Genomic DNA, 14,641 nt, shown 5'->3' with positions numbered 1-14,641 from the left:
TCCTAGTTAGAATTTCAGGCTGCGAAATATTTATCTCAACTCCGCCAATTTCGCTTCAATCGCTTCTTCGGTCATAAAACTGCACATCTTATGGTTGTTGACCAGCATTACAGGCGCATCGCCGCAGGCACCCATACACTCGCCTTCCACTAAGGTATAAAGGCCGTCTGCAGTGGTTTCGCCGTAACCAATACCAAGCTTCTGCTTCAGGTATTCGCCGGCGGATACACCGCCGCGTAGGGCGCAGGGCAGATTGGTACAAACGGTCAGCTTGTATTTGCCGACCGGATGCAGATCGTACATATTGTAGAAAGTGGCTACTTCATAAGCGGCAGCAGGCGCAATGCCGATGTAGTCGGCCACAAACTCAATGGTTTCAGGGCTTAAATAGCCTTTTTCGGTTTGTGCGATGCGCAATGCGCCCATCACGGCCGAACGGCGCTGGTCTGCCGGGTATTTGGCTAATTCGATGTCAATCAGTCGTAAAGATTCAGCGGATAACATTAGCGGTCTACCTCTCCGAATACGATGTCTTGTGTACCAATAATGGCCACTACGTCGGCCAGCATATGGCCGCGTGCCATTTCATCCATGCCTTGCAAGTGGGCAAAGCCGGGGGCGCGGATTTTCAGGCGGTAGGGTTTGTTGGCGCCGTCTGAAATCATGTAGATGCCGAACTCGCCTTTCGGATGCTCGACTGCGCTGTAGGTTTCGCCTTCGGGCACGTGCATGCCTTCGGTAAATAGTTTGAAATGGTGGATTAAGTCTTCCATGCCCATTTTCATTTCGGTGCGTTTGGGCGGAGCAACTTTGTGGTTTTCTACAATCACGGGGCCCGGATTTTCACGCAACCAAGCGGAGCATTGCTTGATGATGCGCACAGATTGGCGCATTTCGTTGATGCGGCACAAATAGCGGTCGTAGCAGTCGCCGTTCACGCCGACAGGAATATCGAAATCCATCAAATCGTACACTTCATAAGGTGCTTTTTTGCGGATATCCCATTCCACGCCGGAACCGCGCAGCATTACGCCGGTAAAACCTTTTTGCATGGCGCGCTCGGGCGAAACCACGCCGATGCCGACGGTACGCTGTTTCCAGATTCGGTTGTCGGTAAGCAGGGTTTCCAAGGTATCGATGTTGCCGGGAAAGCGCTCGCAGAAAGCATCAATGAAATCAAGCATGGTGCCTTCGCGGGCTTCATTGAGCTTTTTCAAAACTTTGGCATTGCGGAATTTGCTGCTTTCGTATTTCGGCATGAAATCAGGCAAATCGCGATAAACGCCGCCCGGGCGGAAATAAGCCGCGTGCATACGGGCACCGGAAACAGCTTCGTATAAATCCATCAGCTCTTCACGGTCGCGGAAAGCATACAGAATGGCGGTCATCGCACCGATATCCAAAGCGTGGGAACCGACACCCATCAAATGATTCAGAATGCGGGTAACTTCGGAAAACATGGTACGGATATATTTGGCACGGATGGGCACTTCTATGCCGACCAGTTTTTCAATCGCCAAACAATAAGCCTGCTCGTTGACCATCATGGATACATAATCCAGCCTGTCCATATACGGCAGGGCTTGCAGATAGGTACGGGTTTCAGCCAGCTTTTCGGTACCCCTGTGCAACAGACCGATATGCGGGTCAGCGCGAACAATCGTTTCGCCGTCCAGCTCCAGAATCATGCGCAATACGCCGTGGGCCGCCGGGTGCTGCGGGCCGAAGTTAATCGTATAGTTTCTGAGTTTAGCCACCGTAGTTCTCCTCGCGAACGATGCGCGGCGTAATCTCGCGCGGCTCGATGGTTACGGGTTGATAAACCACGCGTTTTTCGGCTTCGTCATAACGCATTTCCACATAGCCGGAAATCGGGAAGTCTTTTCGGAACGGATGACCGACAAAACCGTAATCGGTCAGGATGCGGCGCAAGTCGGGATGGTTGTTAAACAGAATGCCGTATAAATCGAAGGCTTCGCGCTCATACCAGTCGGCACTGTTGTAAATTTCCACAACCGAATCGACCACCGGAAAATCATCGTCTTGCGCCCATACGCGAACGCGCATGCGCTGGTTGTTTTTTACCGACAAAAGTTGGCTGACCACGGCAAAGCGTTTGCCCTCCCACGGTTCGTTTTTATAGTCGCTGTAATCAACGCCGCACAAATCCACCAACAACTCGAAATGCAGTTGCTCATGATCGCGCAGCGTAGTCATCACTTCCAAATAGTTTTCAGGCAGGCATTCGACGGTAATCTCGCCGAAAGCCAGAATGACTTTACTTGCTTTGTCGCCCAACACATTTTGGACAACCGGATACAAATCGTTTACGTGCATCTTGTGCTCCTAGTTGCGGGCAATGGTATAAGTACGCTTAATTTTGCCTTGCAGCTGGATTAAACCATATAGCAATGCCTCGGCCGTCGGCGGACAGCCGGGAACGTACACATCAACCGGCACGATGCGGTCGCAACCGCGCACCACCGAATAGGAATAATGGTAATAACCGCCGCCGTTGGCACAGGAACCCATAGACAACACCCAGCGCGGCTCGGCCATTTGGTCGTATACGCGACGCAGCGCCGGAGCCATTTTGTTGCACAACGTGCCCGCCACAATCATCAGGTCGGACTGACGCGGCGAGGGACGGAAAATGATGCCGAAACGGTCAAGGTCGTAGCGCGCCATACCGGCATGCATCATTTCCACCGCACAGCAGGCCAAACCGAACGTTACCGGCCATAGCGAACCGGTACGCACATAGTTCAACACCGTATCCGCGCTGGCGGTTACGAAGCCTTTATTTAAAACGCCTTCTATTCCCATTCCAGCGCACCTTTTTTCCATTCATAAACAAAACCCACCGTCAGCACCACGATGAACACGAACATCGACCAAAACGCATAAGCGCCGGTTTCGGCCATCAAATCCTTAAACACCACCGCCCAAGGAATCATAAAAGCCACTTCCAAATCAAACAGAATAAACAGAATCGCCACCAAGTAATAGCGCACGTCAAATTTCATCCGCGCATTCTCAAACGCCTCGAAACCGCACTCAAACGGCGCGTCTTTCTCAGCATAATGGCGTTTGGGGCCAAGCACATTGCCCAGCACAATAAAAAGTATGCCCGCCGCCAAACCAACAATCATAAAGATCAAAACGGGAAAATAGTTTGCTAACATGGTTTAGATACCTGTTTTGTTAAGCGCATTATAGACAGAATAAATGTAGGTTATTGTAGCTAACTTTGCCTCTGTTTAAAAGTTAATCGATGCTGATTTCTGAGAAAAAATTTAATAATTTCAATTAGTTCTTGATAACGATTATCATTAAAATATTCACATCTGCATAATTTGCCTATTTTCCAAGCAACTTTTTTCACTACTATTTATTACATCTGGTTTAATCCGATTTAACTTTTTTAATTTTTTCAATGTACATAGCATATGTCGTCATTCTTCAAGCTTTTTTCTGAGTAAAAAATAAGCAGCTTGTGTCGCCACAGCTGCACTTTATACGCCAAAAAGAATTTTTTAGAATTTTATGCTCAAATTTACAACAAACTTATCTTCTAAATGTTTGAAACTTCATAATTACTGAAAAAATCTCTGGAAAGATATTGGAAACCTTATTTTTCAGACAGGCATTCAGTGCTATCCGATTCTTTTGAAAGGCGGCAGACAGGCAAGCAGGCGTTTGCCGTAAGAATGGGTTTTGATGCGGGTATCGAGAATGGTAACCCGGCCGTAATCTTGCTCGGTGCGAATCAAACGGCCGACCGCCTGCACGAGCTTGATACTGGCTTCGGGCACCGTCATCTCCATAAAAGGAATACCGCCGCGCTGTTCTATCCAGCGACTTTGTGTTTTCTCAATCGGATTATCGGGCATGGAAAATGGCAGTTTGACAATAATTACCTGTACGCAAGCTTCGCCCGGCAAATCCAAACCTTCGGCAAAACTATCCAAACCGAAAATCATACTGGGGCGGCCGGCGGCAATGGCTTCGTAATGTCTTTGCAATAAAACGGCTTTCGGCAACTCGCCTTGCACAAGCAGAAAAGGCAGATGGCTTTCGGGCAACCTCATCGCGACTTCATTCATCTGGCGGCGCGAAGTAAACAACACCAGAGTGCCGATGGCCTCCGAAGCGGAAACCAATTTGGGCAACCACTCGACAACCGCATTGGTGTGGGCATCCGGTTCTTTGGGGCTGGCGGCGAGCGGCGGAATATACAATTCGCCTTGTTCCGCAAAATTAAACGGACTAGCTAACGCCAGCGTGGTTGTTTCGGGCATCCAGACCAAGCCGGTTTGGCGCAACAACAAATCGAAATTACCCAACGAGCGCAACGTGGCCGAAGTCAACACTGCGCCTGCGGCGCGGCGCCATAAGCCGTTAACCAAGCGGCCGGCACTACTGATCGGGCTGGCGTTGAACACATAATCATTTTTATCGGCGATTTTACGCTCTATCCACTTGGCCAGCGGCTCGCCGCCCTCTTCCGGCTCGGTCGACATCAGCTCCCATACAGCGGAAATCTGTTCTATTCGGGCGATAAACAAACCCATTTCGCCGGTCAACCGGTCGATTGAAAGACTGTCTTTGTCTTTATCGCGGCGGGCGGAGGATAAAGCGTCGCTCAATTGATAGACGTTTTTCAACAGGCTGCGGGCGGCTGCGGCCGTATTGGAAACCAGCAGAGCCAGATCGGCAGGAATTTTGCCGTCTTCCCAAAGCCAAACGGGGTTGCCTTCTTTTCCGTTCAAATCCAGCTTCGGTTCGCCGCCCAGATGAAACAGCCATTCAGACAGGCTTTCTTGCAAAGATACAGCGGCTTCGTCGGTTAAATTGGCCAACTCGGTTTTGTCGGTCAGCGCGGCGACTTTGCCAACCGCGGCCGGCAGCTTTTCCACCGTCCACATAGCCAGATTGACGGAATGCTCGGCGGCAAAGCGGCTGAGGGCTTTTTTCGCCAAATGGTGCGCTTCGTCGATACAATAAAAACTATTCTCCGGCGCCGGCAGAATCACCCCGCCGCCCATGGCGATATCGGAAAGCAGCAAGTCGTGATTGGCCACCACCACATCCACCGTTTCCAGCGCTTCGCGCGCCAAGAAAAATGGGCACTCAGGCCGGTTGGGGCAAGTCGATTTGATGCAGCCGTGACGGTCGTTGGTAATTTGAAACCATAATTTATCGGCGATTTTCTCGGGCCACGTATCACGGTCGCCGTTGAAGCTGCGCGCGGCAAAGCGGTCGGCCATATCGCGCAGCGTATCCATGTCTTCTTTGCTCGGCTTGTCGTTAAACAAAACAGACGGGGTGTTTTCAAAACCCAATAAATTGGCTTGTGCGTTGGTTTGGGTAAGCTGGTAGAGTTTGTAAGGGCAAAGGTACCGCCCGCGGCCCTTAGCCAGCGCAAAACTGAGCGCCAACCCGCTTTTTTCCAGCAAAAACGGCAAATCGCGGTTAACCAGCTGCTCTTGCAACGCCACCGTAGCGCTCGACACAATCAGCCGCTTCCCCCGCGTTTGCGCCATAATGCCGCCCGCCAGCAAATAAGCCAGCGATTTCCCCACCCCGGTAGGCCCTTCCACAACAACAATACTTTCGCCGGCTCGCTCGGTCGGTTCTCCGCCTTCTTCCCGCTCTTTACTGCGCGAAAACGCATTGGCCACCGCCGCAATCATCTCGCGCTGTGCTGCGCGCGGGGAAAACTGCGGCAGATTCTCGGAAATGGTGCGGTAGTGGTCTCTAATCGCGTTTTTTTCTAATTCAGTGAGCATGTTGGCGGGCTTCCAAAACAAGGCGGCATTTTAGCATCGAACATGAATGCCTGTCTGAAAACGCCTCGGCGGACGATTGGCTTTCAGACAGGCATCATAAACTTAAACGTATCGCTTATAATGCGGCAAACTGTAATGATTCGCCCTTTGAAACCTGATCAATATGACTGCCAAACCAACCATCCTATTAGCGATGCCCACAACCAACGGTATCTACCGCTTGGTAGAAGACAATTTACGCTACTTGGGCTTTAACGTTTACAGTGCGGCCTATGATCCCCGGCCTCGGCATTATGTTTACCCCAATCTATGGCTGCGGCTGCGTGTTAAATGGAAACGGCTACTGGGCGATAAATCTGCCAAACAAACTTTATTTCAACAATGGATGATAACGAATTTATTCCGACAGCTGGATGGCTACCCCGATTTCGATTACGCATTGTTTATCCGCTCCGATATTTATCCTGTCGAATTTATCGAAAAAGTGAAAGAAAAAACACGTTTCGCCACAGTGGCCTACCAATGGGACGGCATGCAGCGGTTTGCCGATATCGACAACCGGATAGCGCTGTTTGATCGATTTTATGCCTTCGATAAGGCAGACCAGAAAAACAGGGAAAACCTTTTATTTACAACGAATTTTTACTTTTCCCACAATTTATCGGAAAAAATGCCCGAAACATCGGATTGTTATTTCACAGGCTCGCATGAAATATCGCGTAGCCATTCCATCAATGCCTTTGCCAACTTCGCACAAGAGCAAGGCTGGAAATTAGACTTCAATATGTTATGGTTTGGCAGCGAGCATGAAGGCCGACAATTCTATACCAACCAAAATATTCGATTTATCAATGAAATCATGGATTTTTCCGAAAACTTAAAACGAGCCAAACAGAGCAAGGTTTTGGTTGATTTTGTTATCGGAGAGCATTCGGGCTTATCGTTCAGAACTTTTGAAGCCTTGGGTTATCGTAAAAAACTCATCACAACCAATCCATCCGTGGCAGACTATGACTTTTACCATCCGAACAACATTCTTATCTGGGATGAAAAAAATTTTGCAGCCTTAAAAGATTTCATTAACAAACCCTATCATGAACTGCCACCGGCAATATATAAAAAATACAGCTTTACCAACTGGATAAACACCCTTTTGGAAATAGAACCCTACCAGCCCATAACCATAGAGAATAAATAAGGCATTAACATTCAAGGAAACGTAAAAAATGATAGATATTAAAGATGTATTACACAAATACGATTTTTGGTCGGAACCCGAATTTAACGCTTATGATGGCGTAATCAAAGAAATCGAAAGAGCCTGGCAACACAAACGACAAAGGGGCGTTGCAAGACATTGTTGCAATCTTAGAAGAACATGGGTGCGGCTACATATCGCCCTACAATCAAAACCATAGGGAATATTATTAGCCTTATGCACGGCATTAAAAACACCTGATACACCAGCAATAACACCCCGAATCAATGCCTGTCTGAAAACATGAAAACCACCCGCCGCCGCTTCCTCGGCTACACCGCCGCACTCAGCGCCGCTTCAGCGGCCTCGTGGCTGAGCTACCGCCATCTGAACCCGCAACCCACGATACATGCCAACCGCGTTGGTCTGCCGCTGGGGCATTTGTTGCGCGACGGCCGTTTATTGCAACAACCTCAGCAAACATACCATTGCAACACGCTGGTACTGGGCAGCGGCGCAGCGGCGCTCAGCGCGGTTTGGTATCTGGCCAAACACGGCCATACCAACCTGTTGCTGGCCGAAGGTTTCGAGCGCAACGGCAACAACGCCGGGTATTACACCAACACACAAGGTGCGCCGACCGGCGCCCATTATCTGGCTCTGCCGTCAAAAGAAAGTGTTTACATACGCGAAATGCTGGCCGATTTAGGCATCTTGCTCAACGGTGCCGACAGCGCCCGCCCCGTTTATCGCGAAACCGATTTGGTTTACGCACCGCAAGAGCGGCTGTATTACCAAAACCATTGGCAATCGCATCTGATACCGCACGATGACGCCGACAGCCGCCGTTTTTTCGCCTTTATCCAGCGCCTCAAGCAGGCGCGCGGCCGCGACGGGCAAAAACGCTTTGCCATACCCATCGTACATTCGTCGCAAGACCCGGACTGGCGGCAGCTCGACACCATCACCTTCTCCCGTTGGCTCGCGCAACAAAACTACCGCTCTCCCACCCTGCTCTGGTATCTCGACTACTGCTGTCGCGACGATTACGGCCAGGGCAGCGACCAAGTATCCGCCTTTGCCGGCCTGCATTACTTCACCGCACGCGGCCACGACGACGAAGCGGTACTCACTTGGCCCGACGGTTTGGCGCACCTTTCAGAAGCATTGCGCCGCCACGCCGGCTTACAACCGATCGAACACTTGCCCGACGCAGCCGAATTAAGCTTCTCCCGCCCCGCATCGTTCAACGCCTCAGCCGTTAAAATCTGGGAAACGGCGGATCACGTGGAAGTCTGGCTGCGCCACAACCAAAGCGGCAAGACCATTGCCGTACAAGCCCGCAACGTTATCAGCGCCATGCCTTTGATGGTTGCCGGCCGGATTCTGGAAAACGCCGCGTCCTACGGTTTTCAGACAGGCATGCCCGAATATGCGCCGTGGCTTGTCGCCAATTTCGTATTGCACCGCTTTCCGCCGGAAACCGGCCGTAGCGAACTGGCTTGGGATAACGTTATCTACGGCAGCCGCGGCTTAGGCTATGTAGTCGCAACCAATCAGCTCATCCGCACCGCCAAGCCCGAGCAAACCATTTTCACCACCTACGACGCACTCAACCACGACACGCCGCAAAATATCCGCCGCTGGCTGCTGCAAGCCTCCGACCAAACCCTGATGGAATATGCCTCGGAAGACCTTATTTCCGCCTACGGCAAACGCTTCCTCGCCCATGTCGGGCACGTCGACATCACCGTTCGCGGCCATGCCATGAGCGTTCCCACGCCCGGCTACCTCAGCCGCCCCCTGCTGCTTGCCCTGCGCCAACACCGCTCGCGAATCAGCTTTGCCCACAGCGATTTGAGCGGCTATTCCGTATTCGAAGAAGCCGCTTACTGGGGCGTTGAAGCAGCAAAAAACATACTCAGTCAAAGCTGACTCAGGCAAAACGCCCGCTTCGTCAAGCTGCCTGAAGGTTTTTTCAGACAGGCTTGGCGCTCGTTAACGCTTTTCACGCTTACACAAGCGCCCTTTACCGCCGAATAATGGTAAACTCCGCGCCAGCTTCCATCAAACGGAACCACTAAAAATGAAAAGAATCCTTTCCTCCCTGCCGGTGTGGATTGTGCTGGCCGACATGCTTTACGGGGTTTCCCTCAACCTGTCTAAAAGCTTACAGCTCAACCGGCAAGAGCTGCCGAAAGACGGGCTGCCGGTGGCACCGGAAATCGCTTTTAACAGCATACAAGTGTTGGCCAACGGCGGCATGGTTCTGATCATCGGTTTCGGCTTGCTGGTGCTGCTTCAACTCAACCGAACCGTGCTGCAAAAACGCATTATGGAAATCGGTGTTTTTTCCACCTTGGGGCTGATTGCGGTGCTCGCCTTTTCCGTACCCTCGTTATGGGAATGGCTGTGGGTTTTGATACGCAAAGTGCAGGGGCAGCCGGTGATTTCGTTTACCAATCCGCGCTACCTGATTGTGGCGCTTTGCATGCCGTGGATTGCCTTACTGTGCATCTGGCGGCTCATCGGCTGGTACCGATTAAGCACCCTCCGGCGCAGGCTATCCACCGGCGGCGCCTATGAAAATCACCCACACTATTCCTCAGACGAAAACACCCGATAAAACCAACACCATGCCTGTCTGAAAAACAGCGACGCAACGTTTTACCGCATCATGCTATAATCGCCGCCGCATACAGGCAGAGCAGGCAGTCGCCGCGCGTGGCATCCGCCGCGTGGGGAGGAAAGTCCGGGCTCCGCAGAGCAGAATGCCGGCTAACGGCCGGGCGCGGAAACGCGACGGAAAGTGGAACAGAAAGCATAACCGCCGATGGCCGCTTGAAAAAGCGGCACAGGTAAGGGTGAAAAGGTGCGGTAAGAGCGCACCGTGCACTTGGTAACAAGGCGCAGCAGGCTAAACCCCATTCGGAGCAAGACCAAACAGAACACGATGACGCGGCTCGCCGAGTGTTCGGGTAGGTTGCTGGAGCGCATCAGCAATGGTGGGCCTAGAGGAATGACTGCCCAACGACAGAACCCGGCTTATCGCTTTACCTGTATGCCTTTAAATAACCGGTTCAAAAAGCCTGTCTGAAACTGATTTCAGACAGGCTTTTTCTCATAACGCGTTCCTCGATAAAAAAGCGATGCAACATATCGACAGAGCCGGCAAACCCATTACGCCGCCGAAAAAAAGTTCAATCCATTCTGCTTTTCCGTATCTCTTTTTAAGCCTTATTTATAGAAAATCAAACTATGCTCAGATTAACGGCTCACAACATACAAACCACCGAAGAAAGAGGCCTATACTCAAGCTCCTCAAACATAAAAAACAATCAGGAGTTGCCTCATGAACATGCGTTTGTTACTTTCCTTCAGCTTAATTTTGCTCAGCTACCCCGCTGCAGCCGACCATGACCAACATTGGTCGTACGAAGGCAACGAAGGGCCCGAGCATTGGGGGGAATTGAGCAAAGAATTCGAAACCTGTAAAAGCGGCAAAAACCAATCGCCAATCAACTTACCCCGTCCGTCCGCATCAACCCAAAAAAGCAACCTGACACTGGTTAGCGAACCGATCGCAGAATATAAGATTGAAAATAACGGCCACACGCTTCAAGCAACCCCTCTAACCAACAACGTTAAGATCCGCCTCAACCAAACCCTTTTCCAGCTCAAACAATTTCACTTCCACGTCCCCAGTGAATATACCTTTAAAGGCAAACATTTCCCAATTGAAGGGCATTTCGTTCACCAATCAGAAAAAGGCGAGCTGGCTGTGATTTCACTGATGTTTAAAGAAGGAAAAAGCAACCCAGCGCTAACCCCTTTGCTCACACAAATTTTAAAACCCCGCGAATCAACACAACAATCCGTCAATTTAAAAGCCCTGTATCCGAAATCAACCGAGCATTTCCGCCTGAACGGCTCGCTTACAACGCCGCCTTGCAGCGAAGGCGTTAATTGGATTATTTTCGAAACCCCGGTCAGCGCAAGCAAAGAGCAAATTGAAACCATGAAGAGAATCATCGGGCATACCAATAACCGCCCTCTGCAACCGATTAATTCACGTATTATCATCGAAGAAAAATAATCGGCTCGAAGCATCAATTACCGCTTTTTATTAATCTCATAAACTTATTAATCTTAATAAACCTACAAGCCCGTCTGAAATTTTATTTCAAACAGGCTTGTTTATTTTTGAATCATCTCCGAAACAACCTCCAAAATCTTCACCGTTTCACAACAAAAAACCAACATTTCTTACCCATTTATTATTTAATTTAAGTTTTTGAAATTAAATAAAATATAAAGAAAACCTGCCTAAAAATACAAAATAAAAGTGCAAAGCCATCTCTAGGTTTTACGCTCTTCAGAAAGGAAATGTAAATTTTTATTGACTCTAAAGAAAACTGCTTTGTACACTATATTTTGTTAAATAGTAATCATTATTAAACGCATTATTAAATTGAAATTTAATTTCATTTAAGCTCCCCCCACAATCACAGCAAACGGGATAAAGCTAAATTCACATTCACAGAGACTATAGGTAAACAACAATGAAAACTTTAAAAATCATACCCTTGGCTGTATTTATCGGCGTCATATACGGCAATCCTACCTATGCCGACACACCAGCAGGAAGCGATTACACCGAAGTGGCAAAAGTGACCGTCAAAGGAAAAAGACAAACAGCGCCCACCACCGAGCGAGTAAACGCGCAAACTATTCAAGAACAAATGATTCGCGACACGCGCGATTTGGTACGCTATTCACCCGACGTCGGCATCGTCGACAACGGTCGGCATTTGAAAGGTTTTGCCATTCGCGGAGTAGAAGGAAACCGGGTCGGCATCAGTGTTGACGGCGTATCGCTGCCCGATTCGGAAGAAAACACACTGTACAGCCGCTACGGCAATTTCAACCCTTCCCGCCTCTCGATTGACACCGAGCTTGTTAACAATATTGACATCGTCAAAGGCGCCGATTCCTTCCAATCCGGCAGCGGCGCCTTGGGCGGCAATGTGAACTACCGCACGCTCAATGCGGGCGACATTGTGCAGCCGGATCATAAATTCGGCGCTTTGTTGCGCCACGGCTATGCCACCAAAAACCGCGAATGGACCAATACAGCAGGCTTCGGCTTCCGGGGAGACACCGTAGATGCCGCACTGCTCTATTCCCAGCGCTACGGTCATGAATTCAAAAGCCGCGGCAGCGGCCCCGAATACAACTATAACAGCAGCCAACATCCTGATCCGGCCGAACACCGCAATCACAGCTATCTGGCCAAAATCAATTGGCAGATCGCGCCGGAGCATAGGGTCGGTTTTTCCATCAATGGTCAAAATGGCAGCAACTATACCAACGAGCGCTCTTATAACTTATTTGGTTCTGCATGGAGAGAAGCCGACGACCAACACAAAAGGATTAACTCAAACCTTTATTACGAATATACGCCAGAGTCCGATTGGCTCTCCGCATTAAAAACAGACTTCGACTATCAATACACCGATTTAGCGGCAGTTAACTATAAGGGCAGCGGAACAATTAGGTCGCTAGACGAAATTTACGATCGCCGTTTTAAAACTCACTATAAGAGATTAAATTTTCAAATAGATTCTCAACCATTTCGTTTAGGAGGAGAACATAATCTTAGTTTTAAAACTTTTGTTTCACAACGTGAATTCAAAAATCTCAAAATTGACACAGAGGGTGTAGGAAAAGATTATCAACAGACTACAGTAGAAACTATCCAATATCCGATACAAACCACTCAGCTTGGGTTTTCACTGAAAGACAACATCATTTGGAATCCGATTTTTTCCAACCAGATCGGTATTCGTTACGATTACACTAAATTAAAACCTCAAGATTTGAACGCGCCCTGTAGCAAAGCATGTACGGCTGAAGGAAAACCGGGAAACGCCAGCTTCTCCAACTGGAACGGCTTTACCTCCTTATTTGCCCAAATCAACCCTACTTGGAAAGTCGGCTACAACCTCTCTACCGGCTATCGCGTACCGACCGCATCGGAAATGTATTTTACTTTTAAAAATCCTTACGGATCTTGGCAATCCAACCGCAATTTAAAATCTGAACGCAGCGTCAATCACAGCATTTCCGTTCAAGCCAATAATGATCGTGGCTCTTTGGATTTAAGCGCATATCATAACCGTTACCGCAATTTCCTATTGGAACAAACCAATTTAATCGAACAAACCGAATACGGTCGCACCTTTCAGACACCGGTTTCTCAAACCGTTAACATCGAGAAAGCTCAGATTAGCGGGCTGGAATTTAAAGGCCGTCTAAATTTATTTAGCGGCTGGAAACTTTCCGGTGCATTAGGCTACAGCCACGGAAAACTTTCCGATGTGAAAAGCCTTTTATCCATTCAACCTTTAAAAGCAATTATCGGCCTCGATTACGAACAACCCGAAGGGAAATGGGGCGTATTTTCCCGTTTAACTTATTTGGGCGGCAAAAAACCACGTGATGCCAAAGCGGAAGATGTAAAAACCCGTTGTCTGCAATATGAAATTGACCCGTCATCAGGGGAAATGGAGTGTACCGAGATATCAGACCTGTACAAAGAAGTGTACATTAAACCACTTAACAAAAAAGCCTATGTTTTCGACGTATACGGTTTTTACAAACCGATTAAAAACCTGACTCTACGTGCCGGCATATACAATGTGTTCAACCGGAAATACCATACTTGGGATGCCTTGCGTGGTATCAATAGCACCCGAACTAGTACAACCAATACAGTAGATGATGAAGGAAAAGGCCTTGAGCGTTACTACGCACCGGGCAGAAATTACGCTGTATCTCTTGAATACAAATTCTAACGCCCCTATTTTTCAGGCAGGCTTTTATTCCTTGCAAAGCCTGTCTGAAAAGCCGATTTAACGAATGACACAAAGGAACTTAATAATGTCTGAATCTCTCACTTTCGCCCAACGCCTGAAAGAAGAAAACCTCACCACTCATGATAGCGTTGACCATCTTGTGATGTCGGTTGATCCTTTCGGTAATAATGAAAACTACGTCAAATTCTTAAAATTACAATCTGTATTCCATAAAATCGTCGATCCGATTTACCACGATGCGGCCTTAAACAAAATCATTCCGCATCTGGCTGAAATGGCACGCTACAACGATGTGCTGAAAGACTTGCAAGATTTAAACGACGAGCCTTTCACACCTAAAGGCGCCCTGCCCGCTCCCTCGGGCAACAAAGCCATCGGCTGGCTCTATTGCGCCGAAGGCTCCAATCTGGGTGCGGCCTTCCTGTTGAAAGACGCTCAGAAAAAGCTCAGCTTCACCACCGAACACGGCGCCCGCCATTTGGCACCGCACGTTGACGGCCGCGGCAAGCACTGGCGCGGTTTCGTTGAATATCTGAATGACTTGAATCTGAGCCAAGCCGATCAAGACGAAGCCATTCAAGGCGCCAAAGAAGCGTTCGCCTACTATAAAGTGATTCTGCGCGAAATCTTCGGCCTGCCCGAAGGAGCAGAAGCGCCTGCCCAATAAGATAACGTTATCTTTCAGACAGGCATATAAATCATTACCGCCATTGCCGTTGTATCGGCCATGGCGGTAATGCTATCTATCAATCAATAGAACGCGCCCGTCTGAT

Annotated in this window: 12 protein-coding genes and 1 other RNA gene; 7 read left to right on the top strand and 6 right to left on the bottom strand. The window is 49.1% G+C overall.

The genetic code is table 11. The features are described 5' to 3' along the window. Positions 1-30: 30 nt before the first annotated feature. The 6 genes from nuoE to dinG form a co-directional block, all read right to left on the bottom strand. Positions 31-504, bottom strand: coding sequence for an NADH-quinone oxidoreductase subunit NuoE (gene nuoE, locus Q4A84_RS02940; protein ID WP_303087438.1), 474 nt, complete (start codon positions 502-504; stop codon positions 31-33). Beyond that, positions 504-1,757 (bottom strand): NADH dehydrogenase (quinone) subunit D, encoded by a 1,254-nt coding sequence (gene nuoD / locus Q4A84_RS02935; RefSeq protein WP_303087437.1) that lies wholly within the window; start codon positions 1,755-1,757, stop codon positions 504-506. The genes nuoE and nuoD overlap by 1 nt, the downstream gene beginning before the upstream one ends. Beyond that, the gene (locus Q4A84_RS02930) at positions 1,750-2,337 is read right to left on the bottom strand and encodes an NADH-quinone oxidoreductase subunit C (RefSeq protein ID WP_303087436.1); all 588 of its coding nucleotides are present in this window, start codon (positions 2,335-2,337) and stop codon (positions 1,750-1,752) included. Before Q4A84_RS02930 ends, nuoD begins: the two co-directional genes overlap by 8 nt. A gap of 9 nt (positions 2,338-2,346) precedes the next feature. Next, on the bottom strand, positions 2,347-2,826 hold the full coding sequence (locus tag Q4A84_RS02925) for an NADH-quinone oxidoreductase subunit B family protein (protein ID WP_244785478.1): 480 nt from the start codon (positions 2,824-2,826) through the stop codon (positions 2,347-2,349). Next, complete coding sequence (gene ndhC, locus Q4A84_RS02920) at positions 2,817-3,185, bottom strand: NADH-quinone oxidoreductase subunit A (RefSeq protein WP_303087435.1); 369 nt, start codon at positions 3,183-3,185, stop codon at positions 2,817-2,819. The genes Q4A84_RS02925 and ndhC overlap by 10 nt, the downstream gene beginning before the upstream one ends. Before the next feature lie 471 nt (positions 3,186-3,656). Continuing rightward, positions 3,657-5,792 (bottom strand): ATP-dependent DNA helicase DinG, encoded by a 2,136-nt coding sequence (gene dinG, locus Q4A84_RS02915; RefSeq protein ID WP_303087434.1) that lies wholly within the window; start codon positions 5,790-5,792, stop codon positions 3,657-3,659. 163 nt (positions 5,793-5,955) lie between these two features. On the opposite strand from dinG, the gene Q4A84_RS02910 reads away from it, so the two are divergent. From Q4A84_RS02910 to Q4A84_RS02880, 7 genes are all read left to right on the top strand, one after another. Continuing rightward, positions 5,956-6,990: a hypothetical protein gene (locus Q4A84_RS02910; protein ID WP_303087433.1), complete on the top strand. Its 1,035-nt coding sequence runs from the start codon at positions 5,956-5,958 to the stop codon at positions 6,988-6,990. 303 nt (positions 6,991-7,293) lie between these two features. After that, complete coding sequence (locus Q4A84_RS02905) at positions 7,294-8,925, top strand: FAD/NAD(P)-binding protein (RefSeq protein WP_303087432.1); 1,632 nt, start codon at positions 7,294-7,296, stop codon at positions 8,923-8,925. A gap of 151 nt (positions 8,926-9,076) precedes the next feature. Next, positions 9,077-9,616: a hypothetical protein gene (locus Q4A84_RS02900; protein ID WP_303087431.1), complete on the top strand. Its 540-nt coding sequence runs from the start codon at positions 9,077-9,079 to the stop codon at positions 9,614-9,616. A gap of 73 nt (positions 9,617-9,689) precedes the next feature. Continuing rightward, positions 9,690-10,054, top strand: an RNA gene (gene rnpB / locus Q4A84_RS02895) — RNase P RNA component class A. 288 nt (positions 10,055-10,342) lie between these two features. Next, positions 10,343-11,086, top strand: a complete 744-nt coding sequence (locus Q4A84_RS02890; protein ID WP_303087430.1) for a carbonic anhydrase — start codon at positions 10,343-10,345, stop codon at positions 11,084-11,086. A 466-nt stretch (positions 11,087-11,552) separates the two neighbouring features. Continuing rightward, the gene (locus Q4A84_RS02885; protein WP_303087429.1) at positions 11,553-13,847 is read left to right on the top strand and encodes a TonB-dependent hemoglobin/transferrin/lactoferrin family receptor; all 2,295 of its coding nucleotides are present in this window, start codon (positions 11,553-11,555) and stop codon (positions 13,845-13,847) included. A gap of 85 nt (positions 13,848-13,932) precedes the next feature. Beyond that, a complete protein-coding gene (locus Q4A84_RS02880; RefSeq protein ID WP_303087428.1) occupies positions 13,933-14,535 on the top strand; it encodes a biliverdin-producing heme oxygenase in 603 nt (200 codons plus the stop codon). Positions 14,536-14,641 lie beyond the last annotated feature (106 nt).

It is taken from the genome of Neisseria sp., from assembly GCF_030527965.1.
GTDB lineage: Bacteria > Pseudomonadota > Gammaproteobacteria > Burkholderiales > Neisseriaceae > Neisseria.
Note: the sequence above shows the minus strand (reverse complement) of the source record. Positions and strands in the feature narration are given on the sequence as shown.

Bases quoted from the DNA above. Each gene is read 5' to 3' on its own strand.
- Q4A84_RS02910 (WP_303087433.1), top strand. From the start codon at position 5,956: ATGACTGCCAAACCAACCATCCTATTAGCGATGCCCACAACCAACGGT.
- ndhC (WP_303087435.1), bottom strand. From the start codon at position 3,185: ATGTTAGCAAACTATTTTCCCGTTTTGATCTTTATGATTGTTGGTTTG.
- nuoE (WP_303087438.1), bottom strand. From the start codon at position 504: ATGTTATCCGCTGAATCTTTACGACTGATTGACATCGAATTAGCCAAA.
- Q4A84_RS02930 (WP_303087436.1), bottom strand. From the start codon at position 2,337: ATGCACGTAAACGATTTGTATCCGGTTGTCCAAAATGTGTTGGGCGAC.
- Q4A84_RS02925 (WP_244785478.1), bottom strand. From the start codon at position 2,826: ATGGGAATAGAAGGCGTTTTAAATAAAGGCTTCGTAACCGCCAGCGCG.
- Q4A84_RS02885 (WP_303087429.1), top strand. From the start codon at position 11,553: ATGAAAACTTTAAAAATCATACCCTTGGCTGTATTTATCGGCGTCATA.
- dinG (WP_303087434.1), bottom strand. From the start codon at position 5,792: ATGCTCACTGAATTAGAAAAAAACGCGATTAGAGACCACTACCGCACC.
- Q4A84_RS02905 (WP_303087432.1), top strand. From the start codon at position 7,294: ATGAAAACCACCCGCCGCCGCTTCCTCGGCTACACCGCCGCACTCAGC.
- Q4A84_RS02880 (WP_303087428.1), top strand. From the start codon at position 13,933: ATGTCTGAATCTCTCACTTTCGCCCAACGCCTGAAAGAAGAAAACCTC.
- Q4A84_RS02890 (WP_303087430.1), top strand. From the start codon at position 10,343: ATGAACATGCGTTTGTTACTTTCCTTCAGCTTAATTTTGCTCAGCTAC.
- Q4A84_RS02900 (WP_303087431.1), top strand. From the start codon at position 9,077: ATGAAAAGAATCCTTTCCTCCCTGCCGGTGTGGATTGTGCTGGCCGAC.